Consider the following 20,981-nt stretch of genomic DNA (forward strand, 5'->3'; position numbering starts at 1 on the left):
CAGCTAAAAAATTGTGCTATAAATTAACCTATTGATTTAAAGTAAATTTTAATTAGGTAGCCAAAGAGCAGTGTTTGATAATATTTTCTTGGTCGCTTCACAAATCTATGACAATAAGCACTACAAACTTCGCTAACTCTTATATCCTACTCCCCATCTTGAGTTGACAATATGAGAACACAAATGATCGCTTCATTACGCCAGTTAACCATTTTAAAGCGCTTATTCATTATGCTTATCTTAGCGGCTATCGGCACTGTGTGTTTTGGCAGCTTTTCTGTCAAAGAACAATATGACAATTTAATCGATGAAAAACACCATCAACTAGAAAGCAATCTCGCCCTTTTTATCGCAATAGCCAATGAATTAACATCAAATAAAACTGAAGATCCGCAACTTATTGAGCTACTCGATGGTATCAATCAACACAGTCAAAATCCCATTTATTTATTTGACGCTAATAAACAATTACTGTCGCAAACAACTGATCCACTTTTTAGCACCAATATTGCCAATTTAACTGATAGCCACGGTCAATTAAGTTTGAGCCAATTATTTGATCAAGCTAAAACCCGCACCTTCGCCAGTGCCAGTATTGAATTCAATATTCAAGGTCGCTCGCACATCCGCTTATTAGCCAGTATGTATGACCAGCAACGAGACGTTTTCCTTGTATCGAATGCAGACACCGATGATATTAACGCCAACCTCAGCGCAATTACCCTCGATTATTTAATTATCATGCTGTTGATTTCAGTGCCCATTTTTATCTTTTTCTTATTACTGAATAGTTCAATCACTACCCCAATTAATACTGCTATCGCGACCATGCAGGACATTGCTGCGGGTGAAGGAGATTTACGTAAACGTCTAGATGAAAATGGTAAAGATGAAGTCTCTGAATTAGCAAAAGCATTCAATTTATTTGTGATAAAAATTGCCGATGTGGTCGGCGAGCTTAACCCGATTGGAAAGCAACTGAATATTAATGCCACTGAATTATTAACCGCAGTAAGTACCTCTCAACACAGCAGCCAAAACGTCAATCAAGAAACCCAAAGCGTAGCCGCAGCAATTCATCAAATGCTGATGACCACCCAAGACATGGCGCGTAATACTCAGCAAACGGCAGAAAGTGCAAATGAAGTAACAACTCAAGCTCAGCATGGGCAAAAGTTGATGCAATTAACCGTGAGCCAAAGTGAAGCCCTAGGCAATGAATTACGCCATAATGTCCAAGTCAGTGAGACGCTGTCACAATCATCCAATGAAATCAGCTCAATTTTAGACGTCATTAAAGCCATTGCAGATCAAACTAACCTACTTGCACTCAATGCTGCAATTGAAGCCGCAAGAGCAGGAAGTCATGGACGAGGATTTGCGGTTGTGGCTGATGAAGTAAGGGCTCTGGCAAATAGAACCCAAGATTCAACCAACGAGATTAATCAAATCGTCGTAAAAATTCATCAAGGCATTGCCTTATTAAAGCAAAGTAATAGCCAAACTTTACAGCAATCGGATGATTTACAATCAAAGGCTCGCCAATCAAGCGAGGCAATGGCAATCATATTGTCACTGGTTGGCAATATTAATGATATGACCAACCAATTGGCCAGCGCCACAGAACAACAGGCGATGGTCACCGAAGAGGTGAATATGAATATCAATGCAATTTCAAATCTCACCGACCAAGTAGTCAAAGCCAATAAAACCAATGAAAATGAGGCCAATGCGTTACAATCCATTAGCAAGAAAATGGATAATACCCTGCAACAATTTAAGATTTAGCCCACAAAAAAGCGAATCGAATTGCTTGCTTTGATGGCTTGTTACATTAAGGTATAGTAATTCGGTTTTAGCCTTAATCCTTAAAAAGGGTCCATCATGTATCAAAAAACCGTTACCATTACCGCTCAGCACGGTATTCACACTCGACCAGCAGCTTTACTTGTTAAAGAAGCCAAAAGCTTTGATTGTGATGTGATAGTTGAATGTAATGGTAAACAAGCGAGTGCTAAAAGTTTATTTAAACTCCAAACCCTAGGATTATATCAAGGGGTTGAAGTAACGGTGCTAGCACAGGGAGAGCAAGCTCAGCAGGCCGTTGAACGGGTATCTGAACTTCTCATTACCTTAAGCTAAGAGGTTATCATGCAAGTCAATGGCATTGTGGTTTCAACCGGGGTGGCTTTTGGACAAGCACTCAATATTAGTACTCATCCTCAACCCCTTGATCTGCGTTTACTGCCAATTGCCAACATTGCCTCTGAAAAAGACGCCATAAAACAAGCAATCGCACAACTCATTCGCTACCTTCAAGATTGCCAACAACGTGTTTGTCCCTCTTGCGATACCTTTCAATTAATTGATGCCGATATCTTACTGCTTGAAGATGAATCACTGCTCACAGATATGCAACAGCATGTTGAACAATATCGGGTCGGTGCTGCTGTCGCTGTTGAGCGCATTTTTAACGAACAAGCATTGGCCATTGCGGGTATTGACGATCCCTATCTTGCCAATCGCAGTCAGGATATTTTATTACTCGCCAAGCGTTTGATCACCACTTTACAGGGAAAAAGTCAGCACGATTTATCGAATCTCACTGAAAATACCATTTTACTGGCAGATGATCTTACCCCTGCAGACTTTGCCATGTTGCCGCTTAAATTTATTAAAGGCATTGTATTAGAGTCAGGTGGCTTAACCAGTCACACCGCCATTTTAGCGCGTTCAGCGGGTATTCCAACATTATTAAATTGTCCTTGGTCTAGCCAAGACGGTCATATAGACGATGGGGCATCGCTGATCCTCGACGCCATTGAAGGTGTGCTTTATATCCATCCTGATATTGACGTTCAAACATCGCTCAAACATAAGCTTGCCGACCACCTCAAGCATCAGCAAGCCTTACTAGTATATAAAGATAAACCTTGCCTTACCCTCGATGGCCATGCATTAACCTTACGTGCCAATGTAGGTAATTTAAGTGATATTAGTTCACTGATGTTAGTGGGCGCAGAAGGTATTGGCTTATTCAGAACCGAATTTTTATTGATGAATGCCCAAGCATTACCTGATGAGGACCAGCAATATAAACTCTACTGTGATGCGTTACAGGCTCTCAATGGACAAACGTTTACGATTAGAACATTTGATGTTGGCGCAGATAAAGACATTCCCTGCTTAAACCAACATACTGAAGAAAATCCCGCATTGGGCGTAAGAGGTATTCGTTACAGTTTACTTAACCCAGATATGTTTATTGCCCAAATCAAAGCCATACTGCGGGCAGCTTGTCATGGTGACATTCGATTGATGTTCCCTATGGTCAGTCAAATTGAAGAACTGCTTCAGGCGTTTGAATTAATTAAGCAAGCCAAACAACAACTCGCTGAGCAAGGCAAAAAAATAGGCAATGTGGAATATGGCATTGTGGTAGAAACCCCCGCTGCGGTTTTAGCATTAGAGAGTATGCTGCCCTATTTAGATTTCGTCAGTATCGGCAGTAATGACTTAACTCAATACACGCTTGCAGCCGATCGCACTAACCTCAAATTAGCTAACTTATATCCGCCTTTATCGCCTGCGGTACTCACCCTGATTGCCATGACGATTGAAAAATGTCAGCGAGTTAAGGTTAAAGTCTGTCTATGCGGTGAACTCGCTAGCAATGCAAACGTCTTACCCTTATTAATGGGTATGGGTTTGAATGAACTCAGCATTAATCCTGCAAGTTTACTGGCCGTTAAAGCGCGTATTGTTGAGGGGAATTACAGTGCATTTTATCAGCATGCTCAAACGGTTAAGCAACTCATTTCCAATGCAGCGATTGACGAAGCCATAAAAACGTTTAACTTAAACCATAAAAGCCGATTTGATCACTAAACCAGCGAATATATCTGATTAAGCCTATTTAGGATTAAGCGGAGTATTTAGTTAAGGTGAGAATGTGTTATAAGTTGGCAATAGACAACTATAATGAAAACAACAATAACAAGAGGCTTGCTCAAATGGGATTTTTAAGCCGTATTCGACGACTAATTTCAGGCCAACCTGAATTAACCGGCGGGATCGCGATTTATGCGCCGGTTTCTGGGCATATTGTACCAATTGAAAAAGTACCCGATGTGGTATTTGCTGAAAAAATAGTGGGTGATGGTATTGCCATTAATCCTGAAGGTGAATTTATTCTTGCCCCTATTGACGGTACTATAGGAAAAATTTTTGAAACCAATCATGCCTTTAGTATTGAGTCACCACAGGGGTTAGAACTCTTTGTTCACTTTGGTGTTGGTACTGTAGAGCTTCGTGGTAATGGCTTTAAACGTTTGGCCGAAGAAGGACAACAAGTCAAAGCCGGTGAGCCGATTTTATCCTTTGACTTAGCCTTTTTACAGGGACAAGTTGAAAGTTTGTTGACGCCCGTTGTGCTTGCCAATATGGAAGACATTAAAGGGTTAGACAAATCACCTCAAGGTCATGTTACAGCTGGAAAAGATATTATTTTTACCGTGCAGTTATCATAAAAAGATACCCCTTAATAACGTCATTGAGTCAATGCCTTAAAGCGGGAAAGCAGATTTTGAGTATCTGCTTTTTTCATTTTTGCAATAATCCCCCAACTCACAGTCAATAAGTTTTTAGAAATAGCCAAGCAAAAATGTATGGGAACAAGGCAAATTTTTATGCTAAGCCTTTAACCTGCAATCTAACAATTTAATAGTGTTATCGCGTATTTTCATAAGCTAGCAAGAGCCGTTATTTATGACGATCGCTATAATGGGTGAAATATCTTCAAATACACGCCTTTATCTTGTTCAAGTTTATTCACAATGCCACAATGTTGCATCACACCCCAACGGCTGTAAATCATAAAGGGAGTATACAGATTGAAGTTATATGGTATTAAAAATTGCGATACAGTTCGTAAGGCACGAAAATGGTTAGAAGCACATCACATTGACCACGAATTTCATGATTTTCGTGAACAACCTCTGACCCAGGAAAGTGTTACTAAATGGTGCCAAACCTTGGGTTGGGAAAGCGTATTTAACAAGCGTAGCACTAGCTTTAGAGGCTTAGATGAAGCCCAAAAAACAGATCTAACCGAACAAAAAGCCATCGCTTTAATGCTGGAACACCCGACCCTCATCAAACGTCCCGTACTCGAAAATCAATCGAAGGTTATGGTTGGTTTCAAAGAATCTGACTATCAAGCGTGGTTTAAATAATGAGTAGTGTTATTGATTTAGCGAAAGATTTACTTTCTCGTGCCTCGGTGACCCCACTGGATGAAGGATGCCAACCTTTGATGGCTGAGCACCTGAGTAAAATCGGATTTAATATCGAATCTATGGTGTTTCACGACACAACTAACATGTGGGCTCGGCGCGGCACACAAGCACCCGTTTTTTGTTTTGCTGGCCATACCGACGTAGTCCCGACCGGCGATTTAAGTCGTTGGCATACTCCGCCTTTTGATCCAACGATTATTGATGGCTATTTGCATGGCCGCGGTGCTGCCGATATGAAGGGGTCTTTAGCCGCCATGATCGTTGCTACAGAACGCTTTGTCGCCAAGCATCCCGACCACAAAGGCTCAATCGCCTATTTGATCACCAGTGATGAAGAAGGCCCATTCATTAATGGCACGCCCAAAGTGATTGAAACCCTTGAGGCACGAAACGAGAAAATTACTTGGGCATTAGTAGGCGAACCCTCCTCAACCCACAAACTGGGAGATGTAGTTAAAAATGGTCGTCGGGGCAGCTTAACAGGCAACCTCACAGTGAAAGGAATTCAAGGCCACGTTGCCTACCCTCACTTAGCCGATAATCCGATTCATAAGGCTTCACCAGCATTAGCCGAATTGGCACAAATGCATTGGGATAATGGCAATGAGTTTTTCCCACCAACCAGTTTTCAAATCGCTAACATCAACGGTGGCACAGGCGCTTCTAATGTGATCCCTGGCGATCTCAAAGTGATGTTTAATTTCAGATACTCCACTGAAGTGACCGCTGAAGAACTGATCCAACGCGTACTGAGTATATTAGATGCACACGGATTAGATTACGATATTGACTGGGTATTTAATGGCCTGCCATTTTTGACTGGCGATGGGCCATTACTTGAAGCAACTAAACAAAGTATTCGTGAAGTCACCGGATATGATACCGACCCTCAAACTTCAGGCGGCACATCAGATGGACGCTTTATCGCCCCAACAGGTGCACAGGTTATTGAATTAGGCCCTGTTAATGCGACAATTCACAAAATAAATGAGTGTGTCAGTACCGCAGATCTTGAGCAACTGGCACTGTGTTATGAGCGTATTTTGGAAAAACTATTGTGCGACTAAGTACAATTAACGAGGCGACAAACTCGACCGTATTACAGCCAAATTTATATGGATTGGATGCTTCTGCATTAGTTGAGTTTGAATCTTTATTGCTACAACGCGATACTGCGAGCGCATTTGCGGCCATGCGAATGGCCGCAAAAAAAGATGGCATTGAGCTTGCCATCTGCTCTGCTTATCGCAGCTTTGAAAAACAATTATCAATTTGGAATGCTAAAGCAACAGGCAAACGTCAATTGCTCGATTTACAACATCAACCCATTGATTTTATATCTTTATCATCTGAAGAAATTATCAACGCAATTTTGCTTTGGTCAGCACTTCCTGGTGCTTCTCGACATCATTGGGGCACTGATATCGATGTGTATGATGCCTGTCATATCAACCGCGACAATTTACAATTAGTGGCCAAAGAATACCAAGCAGGTGGCCCCTGTCACAGCTTATATCTGTGGTTACAACAAAATGCAGCGCGATTTGGTTTTTACTTTCCTTTTCAACACGGCAAAAGTGGCGTCAGCACTGAAGAATGGCATTTAAGTTACTTTCCCATTTCGAAAGAGTACACTAATCAATTTTCAGGACAAGACCTAGCAAAAGTACTCCATCATGCCGAATTTGAGCTAAAGCAACCGGTATTGTCTCAATTGGATAAGCTGGTGAGTCATTACGTTAAATTTGTTGCAGCCCCACCCGTTTAAAAAGTGGCTGTACAGGGTTAATCGGTTTTAAAGCATGGGCTTTTAAGTAACACATGGCAAATTTGCTCGTCGATGACCAGATTGACAAACACCGTCAACGGACAGCTATTGCCCAATTTTTTGAGTATCTTTTTACTGGCAGCGAACAATTATCACCGCCATATTGAAAATTATTGAGTCTCATTATGTTATCTAATTCAAAACAAGGTTTAATCGAACAACAACCATTGCATTTCTTTGATGTCGGTCAAGGTGATGTGATTGTGTTGTTGCATGGTTTATTTGCTAACAAACACATTTGGCAGGCACAAGTACAGCATTTAAGTGGGCAGTATCGCTGTATTGCAATTGACTTGTGGGGCCACGGTGACAGTAAAACCATTCCAGAAAACACAACAAATTTAATTGATGTCGCAGGGCATATAACGCAGCTTTTAACTGATTTACAAATTGCTCAATATCACATCATTGGACACGGTTGTGGCGCTGCTATCGCGGCTGAAATGGTGTTACAGCAACCATCTAACGTAAAATCACTGGTCATGCTTAATGCGTTTATTGGTTTTGAACCAGAGGTGAATTGCCTCAAGTATCAACAATGGTTAGACGTAATGAACCAAACACAAAGCATCACTGAAAATCTTGCTGATACAATTAGTAGGTTAATGTTTGCTAAAGGAATGCAAGAAAACCAACTAATCAATCAATTCAGCCAAGAATTACGCAATATCGACAGTAAACAAGTCCCTGTGTTGAGCCGTTTTGCCCACATGGCTATTTACAAGCGTGACACTATGGAGTTAGTTGAACAATTGACTGTACCGACTCTGGTTATAGTCGGGGTAGAAAATCAACTTAGAACCGTATTAGAAAGTTATTTAATGAGTGATGATATTGATGGCGCAAGCTTATATCATCTTGCAGAAGCTGGCCATTTAGCCATGGTTGAACAACCTGCACAATTGAATAGCCTATTGCAACAATTTTATCAGCAGCAATAAGCCACTTTATCTGCCACCTTATTTGCAGTATGCATGCGGATAAGGTGGGTCCATTTTTACCTCATCACTGCATCTTACTGGTAAAACTGTGCAATACATTAAAGCGCAATCGGCCTATCCATAAAACCAGTAACACACGGCAATCGCCGCGATAATGCCACCTAAATCGGCCGCTAAGCCACAACCCAACGCATGTCGCCCATTTCGAATACCCACAGAGCCAAAATACACCGCTAATACATAGAAGGTTGTTTCTGTACTACCTTGAAATATTGCCGCTAATCGACCCGCAAATGAATCAACACCGTGATGTTCCATGGTTTCTAACATCATAGCTCGGGCGCCAGAACCACTGAAAGGCTTCATGATAGCCGTTGGCATGGCATCAATAAAGCGTGTGTCATAGCCCATCCAAGACACTAAACCCGCCAAACCTTGAAGTATATAATCGAGCGCGCCAGAGGCTCTGAGTAAACCAATGGCTAACAACATGGCCAATAAATAAGGTATGAGTTTAATTGCCTGCTCAAAACCGCCTTTAGCGCCTTCAATAAACTCATCATAGATTGCCACTTTTTTTATCCCCGCGACAATCACAAAACTGAGCACGAGCACTAATAAAACGCCATTGCCTAATACACTCGACACCTGACCTATCGCCTCGGCGCTTAAACTGAGTAAATAAAACATCGAGGCCATTAATAAAGACAGTAATAACGCGCCGTAACCTAAAATTACGATGTTGATTAGGGAAATACGTTGCACAATCGCAACAACCATTAAACCAACAAATGTTGATGCGCAGGTGGCCAGTAAAATAGGCAGAAAAATATCAGCAGGTGATGCCGCGCCCTGCTGAGCGCGATATAAGAACACCGTCACGGGCACCAGTGTCACAGAAGAAGTATTAAGTACCAAAAACAAAATTTGCGCATTAGTCGCAACTGTTTTTACAGGGTTCAAGCTTTGTAAGTCTTGCATCGCTTTTAACCCAAGCGGGGTGGCAGCATTATCTAACCCAAGCATGTTGGCGGTTAAATTCATACTCATACTGCCATAAGCAGCATGGCCGCGTGGCACTTCTGGCATCAATTTAGATAATAACGGTTCAAAAAGCTTGGCAAACAATCCCACAACACCCGCTTTCTCGCCAACTTGCATCAATCCCATCCATAACGCTAACACGCCAATCAAACCCAGGGATATTTCAGCCGCCAGTTTTGCACTATTAAATAATGCATTAACCGCATCGTTTAATACTGTGAGATTACCTGAAATCAGCTGCAATATGATGGCAATCGCCGCAGTGATAAAAAAGCCTAACCAAACTCGATTCAGCACACACTTTCCTTTTTATTATGATTTGGGTTTGTCATTCCAATACCCCCCTGCGGTCACATTCCGTGATATGATCCTGTTAATTATGCCACGAGAGTGAACAATGTCTGCATTATGGTTCAATTAAATCCAAATTTTATCAAACACATCGCTAACGAATTACCCGAACACCTTTGTCTAGATGAGTTTATCGCTATTTGCGATAAACCACTTCGAAAATCTATTAGGGTCAATACCTTAAAAATCAGCAGTGCTGAATTTATACAGCTAATGGAACCTAAAGGCTGGCACTTTGAATCAATTCCTTGGTGCAAAGATGGATTTTGGGTCAGTCATGATGAAGCGCTTCAACCTGGTAATCTTATCGAACATATTCAGGGGCTGTTTTATATTCAAGAAGCCAGCTCAATGTTACCGCCTACGGCATTATTTGATGACGTATCAAATACTGCCATGATTTTAGACGTGGCTTCAGCTCCTGGTTCAAAAACCACCCAAATAGCGGCTTTAATGCAAAACCAAGGTTTATTAGTTGCCAATGAGTATTCAGCAAGCAGAGTGAAAGTATTGCATGCCAATGTGCTTCGCATGGGCGCCAGTAATGTTGCCCTGACCCACTTCGACGGCCGCGTTTTTGGCGAATATTTATATGAAACCTTTGATGCCATTTTATTAGACGCCCCCTGCGGCGGCGAAGGCACAGTCAGAAAAGATCCTAATGCGCTAAAGCATTGGGATATAAGTGATGTGACGGCGATTGCTGATACCCAAAAGGATTTAATTGAATCTGCTTTTTTAGCATTAAAAACTGGTGGAACTTTAGTATATTCAACCTGCACATTAAGCCAATTAGAAAATCAGCAAATTTGTTATCACCTGCAGAAAACCTATCCAGATGCGCTAGTGTTTATGCCGTTAAACGATTTATTTCCAAATTCGCAAGCGGCTTGCACCCCTGAAGGTTTTTTACACGTTTGGCCACAAATTTATGATAGTGAAGGTTTCTTTGTTGCTAAAATCAAAAAAACAGCATCGGTTGAGCGACTCAAAAAGCCGCCTAAATTGCAAAAAAACTTCCCTTTTACACCCGCAACAGAGAAACAAATACTGGCGCTCACACAATATTTAAGAGAGTGTTTTGCGATAACATTACCAACAGACAGTCATGTCATGCAACGTGATGATGAGTTTTGGTTGTTTCCGAATAGTTTCAATCCACTTATCGGTAAAATGCGTTTTCAACGTATTGGTCTAAAACTGGCAGATGCGATGAAAAAGGGTTTTAAAGTCAAACATGAAGCGGTACAGGCGTTAATTGGAACAACTGAATCTAACCCACATTGTATAGAACTGTCTAGCCAGCAAGCACAGCAATTTCTGATGGGGCGCGACATTGAAACAACCACGTTTAGCATTGAAGATCAGCAATGGTTATCACAACATAATCAGGGCGAAATGTTAGTCAGTCATCATCATAGTGTATTAGGTGTGGTAAAGCATTTAGGCCATCGACTAAAAAACAATCTTCCACGTGAATTAGTCAAAGATAACGTCACCTTCATTGAATAAAACACATTGAATCGATTTTTAATTGACTGATTTGTCACCGCCCGCTATTCAATGCAATAGATACCAATGAATACACTCAAAAAGCCTGATCACTTTCAGGCTTTATTTTTAGCAAGTAATACCAGTCAACAAAAAAATGTGATCAATCCTACTGGTTAAAATCGCTTATAACTTCGTTAGAAATTTTGAGGGTAGAACAACTTGCCAGCTGCAATTTGTGCCTTGTTCTGAGCGATTTTTTCTGCGCAATCTCTGTTCACTCTTTTATCCCAATGGGTATAAATCAAATTGCGATGCTGATTATTATTCAGAATTGCAGTTAATAACCTGATATACAATGATTTTGTGACAGCAAGGTTTAATGAATAAAAATATGCAAAAAAATAACACTAATTTATTAGGCAAAGCTAAAGGATGCTGACTATAATTTAAACAGTTATCCCTCCACTCTAGCGCACGGCTCTGCAAAGAGCCATTTCCCTAGGCTCAAAACAACTGGATCGTTTTGAGTCTTTTTTTGCCTTAAATTTAGCAACATAACATTGAGGTTAATCAATCTATTGTTTTGTGCATATTGATAACAACAGATTGATTTATATTTTGAAAGTGAATCATCGCCCAACTAATTTTGCAGCATCTTTAAACAAAGTGAAAAAGTTTTCTGATGTGTAATCGGCTAAATCTTGATATTTTTCTCCGCGTAGTTCAGCCACGAACTCAGCAACGTCTTTAACATAAGCCGGTTGGTTTTCTTGTCCTCGATGGGGGACGGGTGCAAGATAGGGGGAATCAGTTTCTACTAACAGCCTGTCTTTAGGCACTTTACGAATAACGCTACGTAAATCGCCAGCATTTTTAAAGGTCACTATCCCAGACACTGAAATATAAAAACCGAGATCGATAGCTGCTTTTGCCATCTCCCATGTTTCAGTAAAACAATGTAGCACCCCCGCCACTTTTTCGGCTTGGCCATTTTTTAACATGGCAATGGTGTCTTCTCTAGCATCACGGGTATGGACAATTAACGGTTTGTTCACTTCGACAGCTAACGCGATCTGTTGCTCAAAACATTGCTGCTGCAATAACTTAGTTTCATCGGCATAGAAATAATCTAAACCCGTTTCACCAATGGCAACCACTTTAGGATCCGTTGCAAAGCGTTTTATTTGTGCAACATCCAAACCTTCTTTAACATCTAAGGGATGAACACCTGATGATAAAAAGACATTATCAAACTGTGCTACTTTAGCACGCATTTGCTCAAAACCCTGCTGTCGAACATTTACACATAATAAATAATCAACGCCTTGAGCCTTAGCATTATTCATTATCGTTTGCATAGTAGCATGATCAGGAGCCGCTTTTAAGCGGTCAAGGTGACAGTGTGAGTCAATTAGCATAGTAAAAGATGATTTAAGCAAATGGGATGCAGAGGATACCTAGCTACATAGTGCAGGTCAAATCTCCGGATGATAATTCTTGTGCTAATAGCTTTTCGATATGATGTTTATGGCTTTCTGGATCGGTTTTAATTTTAATCCCGATACCTGCTGGGCGCCCACCTGAAGCCCCTATAGGATTTATCCACACAACAGAGCCTTTAAATTCATTTACTTGGCTTGTATTAGGTAAACGGTAGGCAATGGTGAGTTCTTGGCCTAAAAAGTGACTTTCTGTGGTTGCCACAAATAACCCCGCCGGCTTTATAAACGGCATATAGGCACGATATAGCTGATGCAATGTATCGTAATTAACCACCAAGTCGACCATAATATCTTGTACTTCTCTTGTGTTAAGTGATTTTGAAACGAAATAAACTCAATAAGTATAATCGTTAAGTGAGTGCGAGCACATGCTTGAATTGTAAAACATAATTTTGGCACAAAGCCTGAGTATTTACATTAGCCATTGTAGTTAATTTATGGCACATCTGCATCACATCACCTGCCAATCCAATCACTCTAGCTTGAATGAGTGGATTTAACTTATTACTTTTTAACACATATTGTCTCAAGTACAAATATAAAACCTTCAAGGCATCAATAATTTGTTGTTCTGACAATTTTAATAGACTGTTTTGTAGATGTCCTGACTGTAAACTGGACATCCAATCCTGACGATAATCAAGTAACTGTTGGTAATGTTTCGATGCCAAACTCTCTGCCAATTTAATTGGGCCCCCTACAACACCTAAACACCAGGTAACGTCATGACGTTTACCCTGCGCATCAGCTTTTGGCAGTAAATTTTGCTGTGCGAGCCAGTCAATAATGTCATTTCGAGTTGGCGATAAAAACGCTATTTTTTGGCATCTGCTAGTGATTGTGGGTAGCAGGTTTGCCGGTGTATCGGTTTGCAATAGCAATAATGTATTATTACCTGGCTCTTCTAATGTCTTAAGCAACGCGTTTGCTGCGGCAATGTTCATCCGCTCACTGTGTTCAATAACCGCAACTCTCGCACCAGACTGCTGTGCGGTATGGATTAAAGATTGGCAAAGCTCTCGGATTTGGTCGACCTTAATTTGGCTGCCATCACTGCGGATCCAATGTAAATCGGGATGGTTACCCGCTTTAAACAATAAACAAGCCTTACACTGACCACAGGCACCAATGGGGGTTCTATCTATACACAATGCCATTTGCGCCATATCATGCGCCAATTGAATCCCACCTAATGCCATATCGACGGGAATTAACTGAGCATGGCTGTGTTGGTTGCGATAACACAACTGAGCAAAACGTTCAAATGGGGCTAAAAGCCATGGTAATTGTGTCAGTGTGTAATCGGTCATTATGTTCCCTGTGGATAGCAAGATGCATGACACTTATTTAGAGACTAATGAGAGTCTTTTAGTTAATTCGGTACGAATATCTTGATGCACCTTTTCCATAGTTTGACTGGCATCAATCACAATGATTGAACTATCTTGTGCTGCAAATTGAAGAAATGTTTCACGAGCACGTTCAAAAAACGCGATATGCTGCTTCTCAATTCTGTCCAGTGCACCGCGCTGTGAGGCACGCTGTAAACCTAAGCTGGGTTCTATATCAAGATACAAGGTAAGATCGGGTTTAAAACCATGCAAGCTGGCATCACTAATGGCTTTGACTAAAGGCATGAGTCCTCTGCCACCGCCTTGATAGGCAAGCGACGATAAATTATGGCGATCACCCAATACCCATTGCCCTTTCGCCAACGCAGGTTTAATCACGTTCGCAATTAACTGAGTACGCGCCGCATAAAAGAGTAAACATTCGGCTTCATCACATAAGGGATCATTAGGTTCTGCGATTTTAACCAAGTCTCTTATTTTTTCTGCTAAGGGGGTGCCACCGGGTTCTCGAGTGCAAACCGGCTCATGGCCTACTTCGGAGGTAATGATGCTATGGACTAACTCGATAGCGCTGGACTTACCTGCACCCTCTAATCCTTCAATGACAATAAACTGTCCAATTTGACTCATTTTCTGTTTCTCTGGTATTCATTAACAGCACGGTTATGCTCTTTATAAGTCGATGAAAAAATATGACTACCATCATTTTTTGACACAAAGTATAAATAGTTCACTTTAGCTGGGTTAGCTGCCGCATACAAAGACGCTTTGCTGGGGGCTGCTATAGGTGTCGGTGGTAAGCCATCGATTCGATAGGTATTAAAGGCGGTTTTTTCCAAAATATCGTTTTTAGTGATATTGCCTTTATATCTGTCACCCATGCCATAGATAATGGTTGGATCAGTTTGTAAACGCATGCCTTTTTTTAATCGATTATTAAACACCGCACTTACCCAGTTTCGTTCAGATTCCTGTGCGGTCTCTTTTTCAATAATTGAAGCAATAATCAATAATTCATATGGCGAGTTTAATTTAAGGTCAGGATCGCGTTGCGCCCATGCTTGTGCAAGATGAGTTTGCATCATCTGATAACTGCGTTGCAACATCGAAAATAAATCATCATCGACACGATAATGGTAGGTTTCAGGAAAAAACTTACCTTCAGGCAAACCAGAAGTGTCACCATTTGCAGCCAAAACACGATTAAATACGTCGTCTTCAAATGGCATATGCTCAAGGTTTTGCAATACTGGTAACCATTCTTTGATGGTTTTACCTTCAATTAAGGTCACAGAAAACGCCATTTCTTGACCTAGTCTGACTCTGTTCAAAAAATCAACTAGTTTGTCGCCAGGGGTCATTTGATACAAACCCGTTTTAATTTGGCCAAATTGAGGTTCAAGTTTAACTAGAAATCGCGTTTTCCAACTCTCAGCGACAATCCCCTGCTGCTCTAATTCTTGGGTCAACTTCAGTAATGAGGTGCCTGGCGTAACAGTAATTTGCGTTGCCTCAGTAATGGCCAACGGTTGATTTTTATATGCTAAAATATCTTTTGCAAACCAATATCCCACCAAACAAATGACGGTAAAAAGTGGGATCAAACTGGCTAATAATCGTGTTTTTATTGTATTCATAGACATCTAATTAGGTGGATGATGATGGTTGATTGTCTCAAAGCGTTTTAGCTTAATGTCGTTTGTAACTTTTGTGCAACAGCAATTGTATGCACCCAAGGTTGATAGCTGGTTTTATCGACTTTTATAACATCAATAATCCCAAATAAACTATTACTCATCATGATTGAATCTGCATCGACAATATCACGTTGGCTTAAACGCTGAATGCGAACATCTATGCCAATGCTTAATAGTACCTCAATTACCGCCTCACGCATTACCCCGCTGATCCCCGCCTGATTGATGGCTGGAGTGAATACTTGTCGTGATTTCACGACAAAGATATTGGCCATTGAGGCTTCAATAACATTGGCTTGAGTATCGTAAACTAGCCAGTCGTTATAACCATCTGGAAGCGGTTGGGATTTTATCAGAACCTGCTCAAGCCGATTTAAATGCTTAATCCCCGCCAATAAAGGTTGTTGAGCTAATGTAATACTTGAGGTTGCTAATGCGACCCCTTGATTTTGCCAGGTTTGATAGTGAATAGGGATTTCATGTACTGAAGTGATTTCTGTGACATGGGCATTCTCTGGTGCCTGATAGCCCCGCCCACCAACACCTCGGGTGAGTAATAATTTAATACAGCTGTTTGGGTACTGCTCTGCAAGTTCAGATAAATGAGCCAGTAATGTTACTGAGGCAGCCCATTTGATATCTAATCTCTCACAGCCCTGTGCTAATCTAGCTAAGTGTAAATCCAAAAACATAATGCCAGATTGCTGTGCTGATTTAGGATAAGTGCGCATGGTCGCAAATAAGCCATCACCATAAGCTAAACCACGATCAAACGGGCTGACGGTTTGGCTGGGTTGCTGGTTAATCCATACCTGTGTCATTTTTCATCCTGACTAATACGGCTAGCCACTGCATCTTGCTGATCTTTGTATTTAGCAGTTTTTCTTTGATTATATGGCCGTGCAACCGGGCCACTTAGGCGTTCAAAATTTAACGCACCGATGGTCATTCCAGGTCGTAATGCAAGTGGCAGTTTACCGCTGTTAAAAAACTCTAACACAATTTTACCCTGCCAGCCGGGATCAATTCGATGCGCAGTCACATGCACCATTAAACCTAAACGCGCTAATGATGATCGCCCATCCAACCAGCCCACAATATTGGCTGGCAATGTCACGGTTTCAAGGGTAACAGCAAGTGCCAATTCCCCAGGGTGAAGAAAAAATGCCTCACCTTCGGCAATATGAATTTTATCACTCATTACGCGATCTAATGCCGCCTGCATTTCTACACTTGGCCCACTTAAATCAATATATGGCGCGGTATGATCCTGAAACACTCGAAACTGATTGCCAAGGCGAACATCAACACTGACACCCGAAATAGCATCTGCAGGTGGTCTAGGATAAATAACGATTAGCCCTTCATCTAAACTTTGTTCGATTTCGATATCAGTTAGACGCATTGATGCAGCCTCTTTGTGTTTCGTTTAACATCAACGATTATCTTGCTAACAAATGTTGAATTCGCGCTTTTAGAATATCGGTCGCAATTCGGTTTTTACCACCACGTGGCACTATGATATCGGCATACTGTTTAGACGGCTCAATAAACTGTAAAAACATCGGTCTAACCGTCTTTTTATACTGAGAAATCACCGACTCCATTGTACGACCTCGTTCCGCTACATCACGGGTTAAACGGCGTAAAAAACAGATGTCCAACGGTGTATCCATAAACACACTGGCATCCATTAAATCACGCAGCTTAGGATCAGTTAACAATAAAATGCCTTCTAGAATAATCACTTTTTTAGGCAGCATCTCAACGGTTTCAGACATACGAGTATGTTCCGTGTAACTGTAACGGGGAATATCCACCGCTTGCCCTTGTTTAAGCTGCTCAAGATGACTAGCAAGTAGTTTATGATCCAGCGCTTTTGGATGGTCATAATTGGTTTGAACTCGCTCTTCCATGGTCAAATGAGATTGATCACGGTAATAGGCATCTTCGTTGATCACGCCGATTTGATTAGTGCCCAAGTCACGGCAAAGTTCTTGAAAAATGGTATTGGCTATTAAACTTTTACCCGACGCAGATGCGCCGGCGATACCAATAATGACACACTGTTGAGAATTCATATAAGCTTACTCGTCGTCCGATATACTGATTGAAACCGTTGATTTAATTTGTTGTAACGCCAGTTGTGCACCTAATTGACGGGCAATTTCACGATAGATACCCGAAACTTCCGACTCTGGCTCTTTAACAACGCTTGGCGCACCATTGTCCATGGACTCACGAATATTAATGTTAAGCGGTAATGCCCCTAATAAAGGCACATTATAACGCTCAGCAATTTTACTGCCCCCATGAGTACCAAATGGGTGTTCTTTATGGCCACATTCAGGACATAAATGAAAACTCATGTTCTCAACAATTCCTAACACAGGAATTTGCACTTTATTGAACATGGTGATGCCTTTTTGGGCATCGGCTAACGCGATATCTTGCGGCGTGGTCACAATCACAGCGCCGCTCACGGGAAACTTTTGTGACAACGTAAGCTGAATATCACCGGTTCCTGGAGGCATATCAATGATCAAATAGTCTAATTCAGGCCATTGTGTCTCATTAAGTAATTGAACCAGTGCACCTGCCGCCATAGGACCACGCCACACTGCGGCTTCGCCATCACCCAGCATAAAACCGATTGATTGTGCCGATATGCCATGAGCTGAGGCGGCAGTCATCATCTTACCATCGGGAGATTGCGGTCTAAAATGGGGGATCCCTAGCATCAAGGGAATTGAAGGGCCATAAATGTCAGCATCTAAGATCCCCACTTCAGCGCCTTCAGCTTTAAGCGCTAACGCTAAATTTACCGCCGTCGTTGATTTACCCACACCACCTTTACCAGAAGCAATAGCGATAACTTGCTTAACATTGGCAATAGGCGCAACTGAGGTAATAGCAGAGTATACTCGGGGTTGAAAATCGATTTCACATTCGACCTCATCAATAGCATCTAACACTGCAAGCTTGTTGGTAATCGCCATAACAGTATCGCGGTATTGAGTCATACAGGGATAGGGATAAACCAAACCGAGTAAAAGTCTTTTGCCTTCAATGGCTAATTTAACCACACAACCGGCAGCAACTAAGCCTTGCTTTAAATAGGGATCTTGATGGGCATCTAAAATAGCTAACACTGGGGTTAATAATTGAGCATCAAGTTGATAATCAGGATAGGAAATAGACAAAAGCATGACTCCCGTTGACAAATTTCTGCAAGTGTATCAGAACTTCGCAAAAATTTAGTGACTAATTGGGATATTTTCATGCATGTTTGGGTGAAAATATTGCTTTTTTCAGTTAGTATCTGGGCAATATTTTTAGCGAAATTCGATGTTGAGAGAAAATGACCCAATCACAGCGTAAAATACTGGTAACCAGTGCCCTTCCTTATGCCAATGGTCCTATCCATTTAGGCCACATGCTTGAATACATTCAAACTGATATCTGGTCTCGCTATCAAAAGTTGCGCGGTCACGAATGTTACTATATTTGTGCCGATGACGCCCACGGCACGCCAATCATGTTAAAAGCACAGCAGTTGGGTATTGCCCCTGAAGAAATGATTGCTCAAGTTCAAAAAGAACATGAACAAGATTTTGCTGACTTTAATATTCAATTTGATAATTTTCACAGCACACACAGCCCAGAAAACCGGGAGCTAGCAAGCGACATTTACCTAAAATTGCGCGAAGGTGGCTATATTAAGTCGAAAACGATTTCGCAGTTATTTGACCCTGAAAAGTCCATGTTCTTACCAGACAGATTTGTCAAAGGCACTTGCCCTAAATGTAAGTCTGAAGAGCAGTATGGCGACAACTGTGATAGCTGCGGCGCCACCTACAGCCCAACGGATTTAATTAATCCTAAGTCAGCGGTATCAGGTGCCACACCAATTATGAAAGACAGTGAGCACTTTTTCTTCGACTTACCGGCATTTGAGAGCATGCTACATGAGTGGATTAACTCTGGGTCGCTCCAACAAGAAATGGCAAACAAGCTCAGTGAATGGTTTGAACAAGGCTTGCAACAGTGGGATATTTCACGCGATGCACCATATTTTGGTTTCGAAATTCCCGATGCACCCGGCAAATATTTTTACGTTTGGTTAGATGCACCTATTGGTTATATGGGGTCATTCAAAAACTTCTGCGATAAAAATCCTAATGTCAGTTTTGATGAGTTTTGGGCAAAAGATTCTACTGCTGAGGTTTATCACTTCATTGGTAAAGACATTGTTTATTTCCACAGCTTATTCTGGCCAGCAATGTTACACGGCGCCAATTACCGTAAACCAACCAGTGTATATGCACATGGCTATGTCACCGTTAACGGCGCAAAAATGTCTAAATCAAAAGGCACTTTTATCAAGGCGCGCACTTATTTAGATAACCTAGACCCTGAATTTTTACGTTACTACTACGCAGCAAAACTCAGTAGCCGTATTGACGATTTAGATTTAAATCTTGAAGATTTTGCCCAACGTGTCAACTCTGATCTCGTCGGCAAGTTAGTTAATTTGGCCTCTCGTACGGCGGGCTTTATTAGCAAACGTTTTGATGGCAAGTTAGCAAAAATTGCCGACAACAGTCTGACAGATGCATTTTTAGCAAAACAGGAACAGATTGCAGAGTTTTACGAGACCCGTGAATACGGTAAAGCTATGCGTGAAATTATGGCGCTTGCTGATATCGCTAACGGTTTTGTTGCGGATCAAGCCCCTTGGCAACTAATCAAGCAAGAAGATCAACAAGAACAAGCACATCAAGTGTGTTCTATTGCGTTAAACCTATTCCGTATACTGGTCACTTATTTGAAGCCAGTTCTCCCGCGTTTAAGTCAGGATGTTGAAGCATTCTTGCAAATAGAGCTGACCTGGAACACCCTAAACATGGATATGACTGGTCATGAGATTGTGCCATTTAAAGCCATGATGCAGCGCGTAGATTTAGATAAAGTGACGTCTATGGTTGATGCCTCTAAAAACAACTTGCAAGTCACTCAAACGCCAGTTGACACCAACAGCAAGAAAGCAGATAAAGCGGAAGTTAAAACCGCTAGTGGCAATCCGTTACAAGATGATCCGATCAGTGACACGATTGAGTTTGACGACTTTGCAAAGTTAGATCTTCGTATTGCGCGTATCGCGAAGGCTGAGCATGTGCCTGAAGCTAACAAACTATTAAAATTAGAGTTAGACCTTGGCGGTGAAACTAAACAAGTCTTTGCAGGTATCAAATCAGCCTACTCGCCCGAAGATTTAGTGGGTAAGTTAACGGTAATGGTTGCCAATCTTGCACCTCGTAAAATGCGCTTTGGTATGTCGGAAGGCATGGTATTAGCCGCAGGTCCTGGTGGTAAAGATCTTTGGATCCTTGAGCCACATGAAGGTGCTCAACCGGGTATGCGAGTGAAATAACCCACACCGAAAATAGCTAAAAACAAAAAGGCTGTAATCGA

At 41.5% G+C, this 20,981-nt stretch carries 20 protein-coding genes; 10 read left to right on the forward strand and 10 right to left on the reverse strand.

Annotation, left to right across the window (positions count from 1 at the left end):
* Positions 1-183: 183 nt before the first annotated feature.
* The 8 genes from OHT75_RS16010 (at position 184) to OHT75_RS16045 (ending at position 8,066) form a co-directional block, all read left to right on the forward strand.
* Positions 184-1,788 (forward strand): methyl-accepting chemotaxis protein, encoded by a 1,605-nt coding sequence (locus OHT75_RS16010; protein ID WP_264728416.1) that lies wholly within the window; start codon positions 184-186, stop codon positions 1,786-1,788.
* A 96-nt stretch (positions 1,789-1,884) separates the two neighbouring features.
* On the forward strand, positions 1,885-2,142 hold the full coding sequence (locus OHT75_RS16015) for an HPr family phosphocarrier protein (RefSeq protein ID WP_264728418.1): 258 nt from the start codon (positions 1,885-1,887) through the stop codon (positions 2,140-2,142).
* A gap of 9 nt (positions 2,143-2,151) precedes the next feature.
* Complete coding sequence (gene ptsP, locus OHT75_RS16020; RefSeq protein WP_264728420.1) at positions 2,152-3,888, forward strand: phosphoenolpyruvate--protein phosphotransferase; 1,737 nt, start codon at positions 2,152-2,154, stop codon at positions 3,886-3,888.
* A gap of 125 nt (positions 3,889-4,013) precedes the next feature.
* The gene (gene crr / locus OHT75_RS16025) at positions 4,014-4,529 is read left to right on the forward strand and encodes a PTS glucose transporter subunit IIA (protein WP_264728422.1); all 516 of its coding nucleotides are present in this window, start codon (positions 4,014-4,016) and stop codon (positions 4,527-4,529) included.
* Positions 4,530-4,892: 363 nt separating this feature from the next.
* A complete protein-coding gene (locus OHT75_RS16030) occupies positions 4,893-5,234 on the forward strand; it encodes an ArsC family reductase (protein WP_264728425.1) in 342 nt (113 codons plus the stop codon).
* Positions 5,234-6,364 carry a succinyl-diaminopimelate desuccinylase gene (gene dapE, locus OHT75_RS16035; protein WP_264728427.1) on the forward strand — a complete coding sequence of 377 codons (1,131 nt, stop codon included), beginning with the start codon at positions 5,234-5,236 and terminating at the stop codon, positions 6,362-6,364. The genes OHT75_RS16030 and dapE overlap by 1 nt, the downstream gene beginning before the upstream one ends.
* Complete coding sequence (locus tag OHT75_RS16040; protein WP_264728429.1) at positions 6,355-7,065, forward strand: M15 family metallopeptidase; 711 nt, start codon at positions 6,355-6,357, stop codon at positions 7,063-7,065. Before dapE ends, OHT75_RS16040 begins: the two co-directional genes overlap by 10 nt.
* 185 nt (positions 7,066-7,250) lie before the next feature.
* Positions 7,251-8,066: an alpha/beta fold hydrolase gene (locus OHT75_RS16045; RefSeq protein WP_264728432.1), complete on the forward strand. Its 816-nt coding sequence runs from the start codon at positions 7,251-7,253 to the stop codon at positions 8,064-8,066.
* Between the two features lie 114 nt (positions 8,067-8,180).
* On the opposite strand, the gene OHT75_RS16050 is transcribed toward OHT75_RS16045, so the two are convergent.
* A complete protein-coding gene (locus OHT75_RS16050) occupies positions 8,181-9,407 on the reverse strand; it encodes a nucleoside recognition domain-containing protein (protein ID WP_264728434.1) in 1,227 nt (408 codons plus the stop codon).
* A gap of 111 nt (positions 9,408-9,518) precedes the next feature.
* On the opposite strand from OHT75_RS16050, the gene rsmF reads away from it, so the two are divergent.
* Complete coding sequence (gene rsmF, locus OHT75_RS16055) at positions 9,519-10,973, forward strand: 16S rRNA (cytosine(1407)-C(5))-methyltransferase RsmF (protein WP_264728436.1); 1,455 nt, start codon at positions 9,519-9,521, stop codon at positions 10,971-10,973.
* 611 nt (positions 10,974-11,584) lie between these two features.
* On the opposite strand, the gene OHT75_RS16060 is transcribed toward rsmF, so the two are convergent.
* From OHT75_RS16060 to apbC, 9 genes are all read right to left on the reverse strand, one after another.
* A complete protein-coding gene (locus OHT75_RS16060; RefSeq protein WP_264728438.1) occupies positions 11,585-12,373 on the reverse strand; it encodes a TatD family hydrolase in 789 nt (262 codons plus the stop codon).
* A 43-nt stretch (positions 12,374-12,416) separates the two neighbouring features.
* Positions 12,417-12,743: a PilZ domain-containing protein gene (locus OHT75_RS16065; RefSeq protein ID WP_188839587.1), complete on the reverse strand. Its 327-nt coding sequence runs from the start codon at positions 12,741-12,743 to the stop codon at positions 12,417-12,419.
* A gap of 64 nt (positions 12,744-12,807) precedes the next feature.
* Positions 12,808-13,767 (reverse strand): DNA polymerase III subunit delta', encoded by a 960-nt coding sequence (gene holB, locus OHT75_RS16070; RefSeq protein ID WP_264728440.1) that lies wholly within the window; start codon positions 13,765-13,767, stop codon positions 12,808-12,810.
* A 33-nt stretch (positions 13,768-13,800) separates the two neighbouring features.
* Positions 13,801-14,439 (reverse strand): dTMP kinase, encoded by a 639-nt coding sequence (tmk, locus tag OHT75_RS16075; protein ID WP_264728442.1) that lies wholly within the window; start codon positions 14,437-14,439, stop codon positions 13,801-13,803.
* The gene (gene mltG / locus OHT75_RS16080; protein WP_264728444.1) at positions 14,436-15,446 is read right to left on the reverse strand and encodes an endolytic transglycosylase MltG; all 1,011 of its coding nucleotides are present in this window, start codon (positions 15,444-15,446) and stop codon (positions 14,436-14,438) included. Before mltG ends, tmk begins: the two co-directional genes overlap by 4 nt.
* Positions 15,447-15,493: 47 nt before the next feature.
* On the reverse strand, positions 15,494-16,327 hold the full coding sequence (gene pabC, locus OHT75_RS16085; RefSeq protein ID WP_264728446.1) for an aminodeoxychorismate lyase: 834 nt from the start codon (positions 16,325-16,327) through the stop codon (positions 15,494-15,496).
* Positions 16,324-16,911, reverse strand: coding sequence for a dCTP deaminase (dcd, locus tag OHT75_RS16090; RefSeq protein WP_264728448.1), 588 nt, complete (start codon positions 16,909-16,911; stop codon positions 16,324-16,326). The genes pabC and dcd overlap by 4 nt, the downstream gene beginning before the upstream one ends.
* 37 nt (positions 16,912-16,948) lie before the next feature.
* On the reverse strand, positions 16,949-17,587 hold the full coding sequence (udk, locus tag OHT75_RS16095) for a uridine kinase (protein ID WP_264728450.1): 639 nt from the start codon (positions 17,585-17,587) through the stop codon (positions 16,949-16,951).
* 6 nt (positions 17,588-17,593) lie between these two features.
* On the reverse strand, positions 17,594-18,715 hold the full coding sequence (apbC, locus tag OHT75_RS16100) for an iron-sulfur cluster carrier protein ApbC (RefSeq protein ID WP_406682043.1): 1,122 nt from the start codon (positions 18,713-18,715) through the stop codon (positions 17,594-17,596).
* Between the two features lie 152 nt (positions 18,716-18,867).
* Between apbC and metG the strand changes: the two genes are divergently transcribed.
* On the forward strand, positions 18,868-20,940 hold the full coding sequence (metG, locus tag OHT75_RS16105; protein WP_264728454.1) for a methionine--tRNA ligase: 2,073 nt from the start codon (positions 18,868-18,870) through the stop codon (positions 20,938-20,940).
* Positions 20,941-20,981: the final 41 nt, after the last annotated feature.

The sequence above is a fragment of the Shewanella subflava genome (assembly GCF_025971955.1).
GTDB lineage: Bacteria > Pseudomonadota > Gammaproteobacteria > Enterobacterales > Shewanellaceae > Shewanella > Shewanella subflava.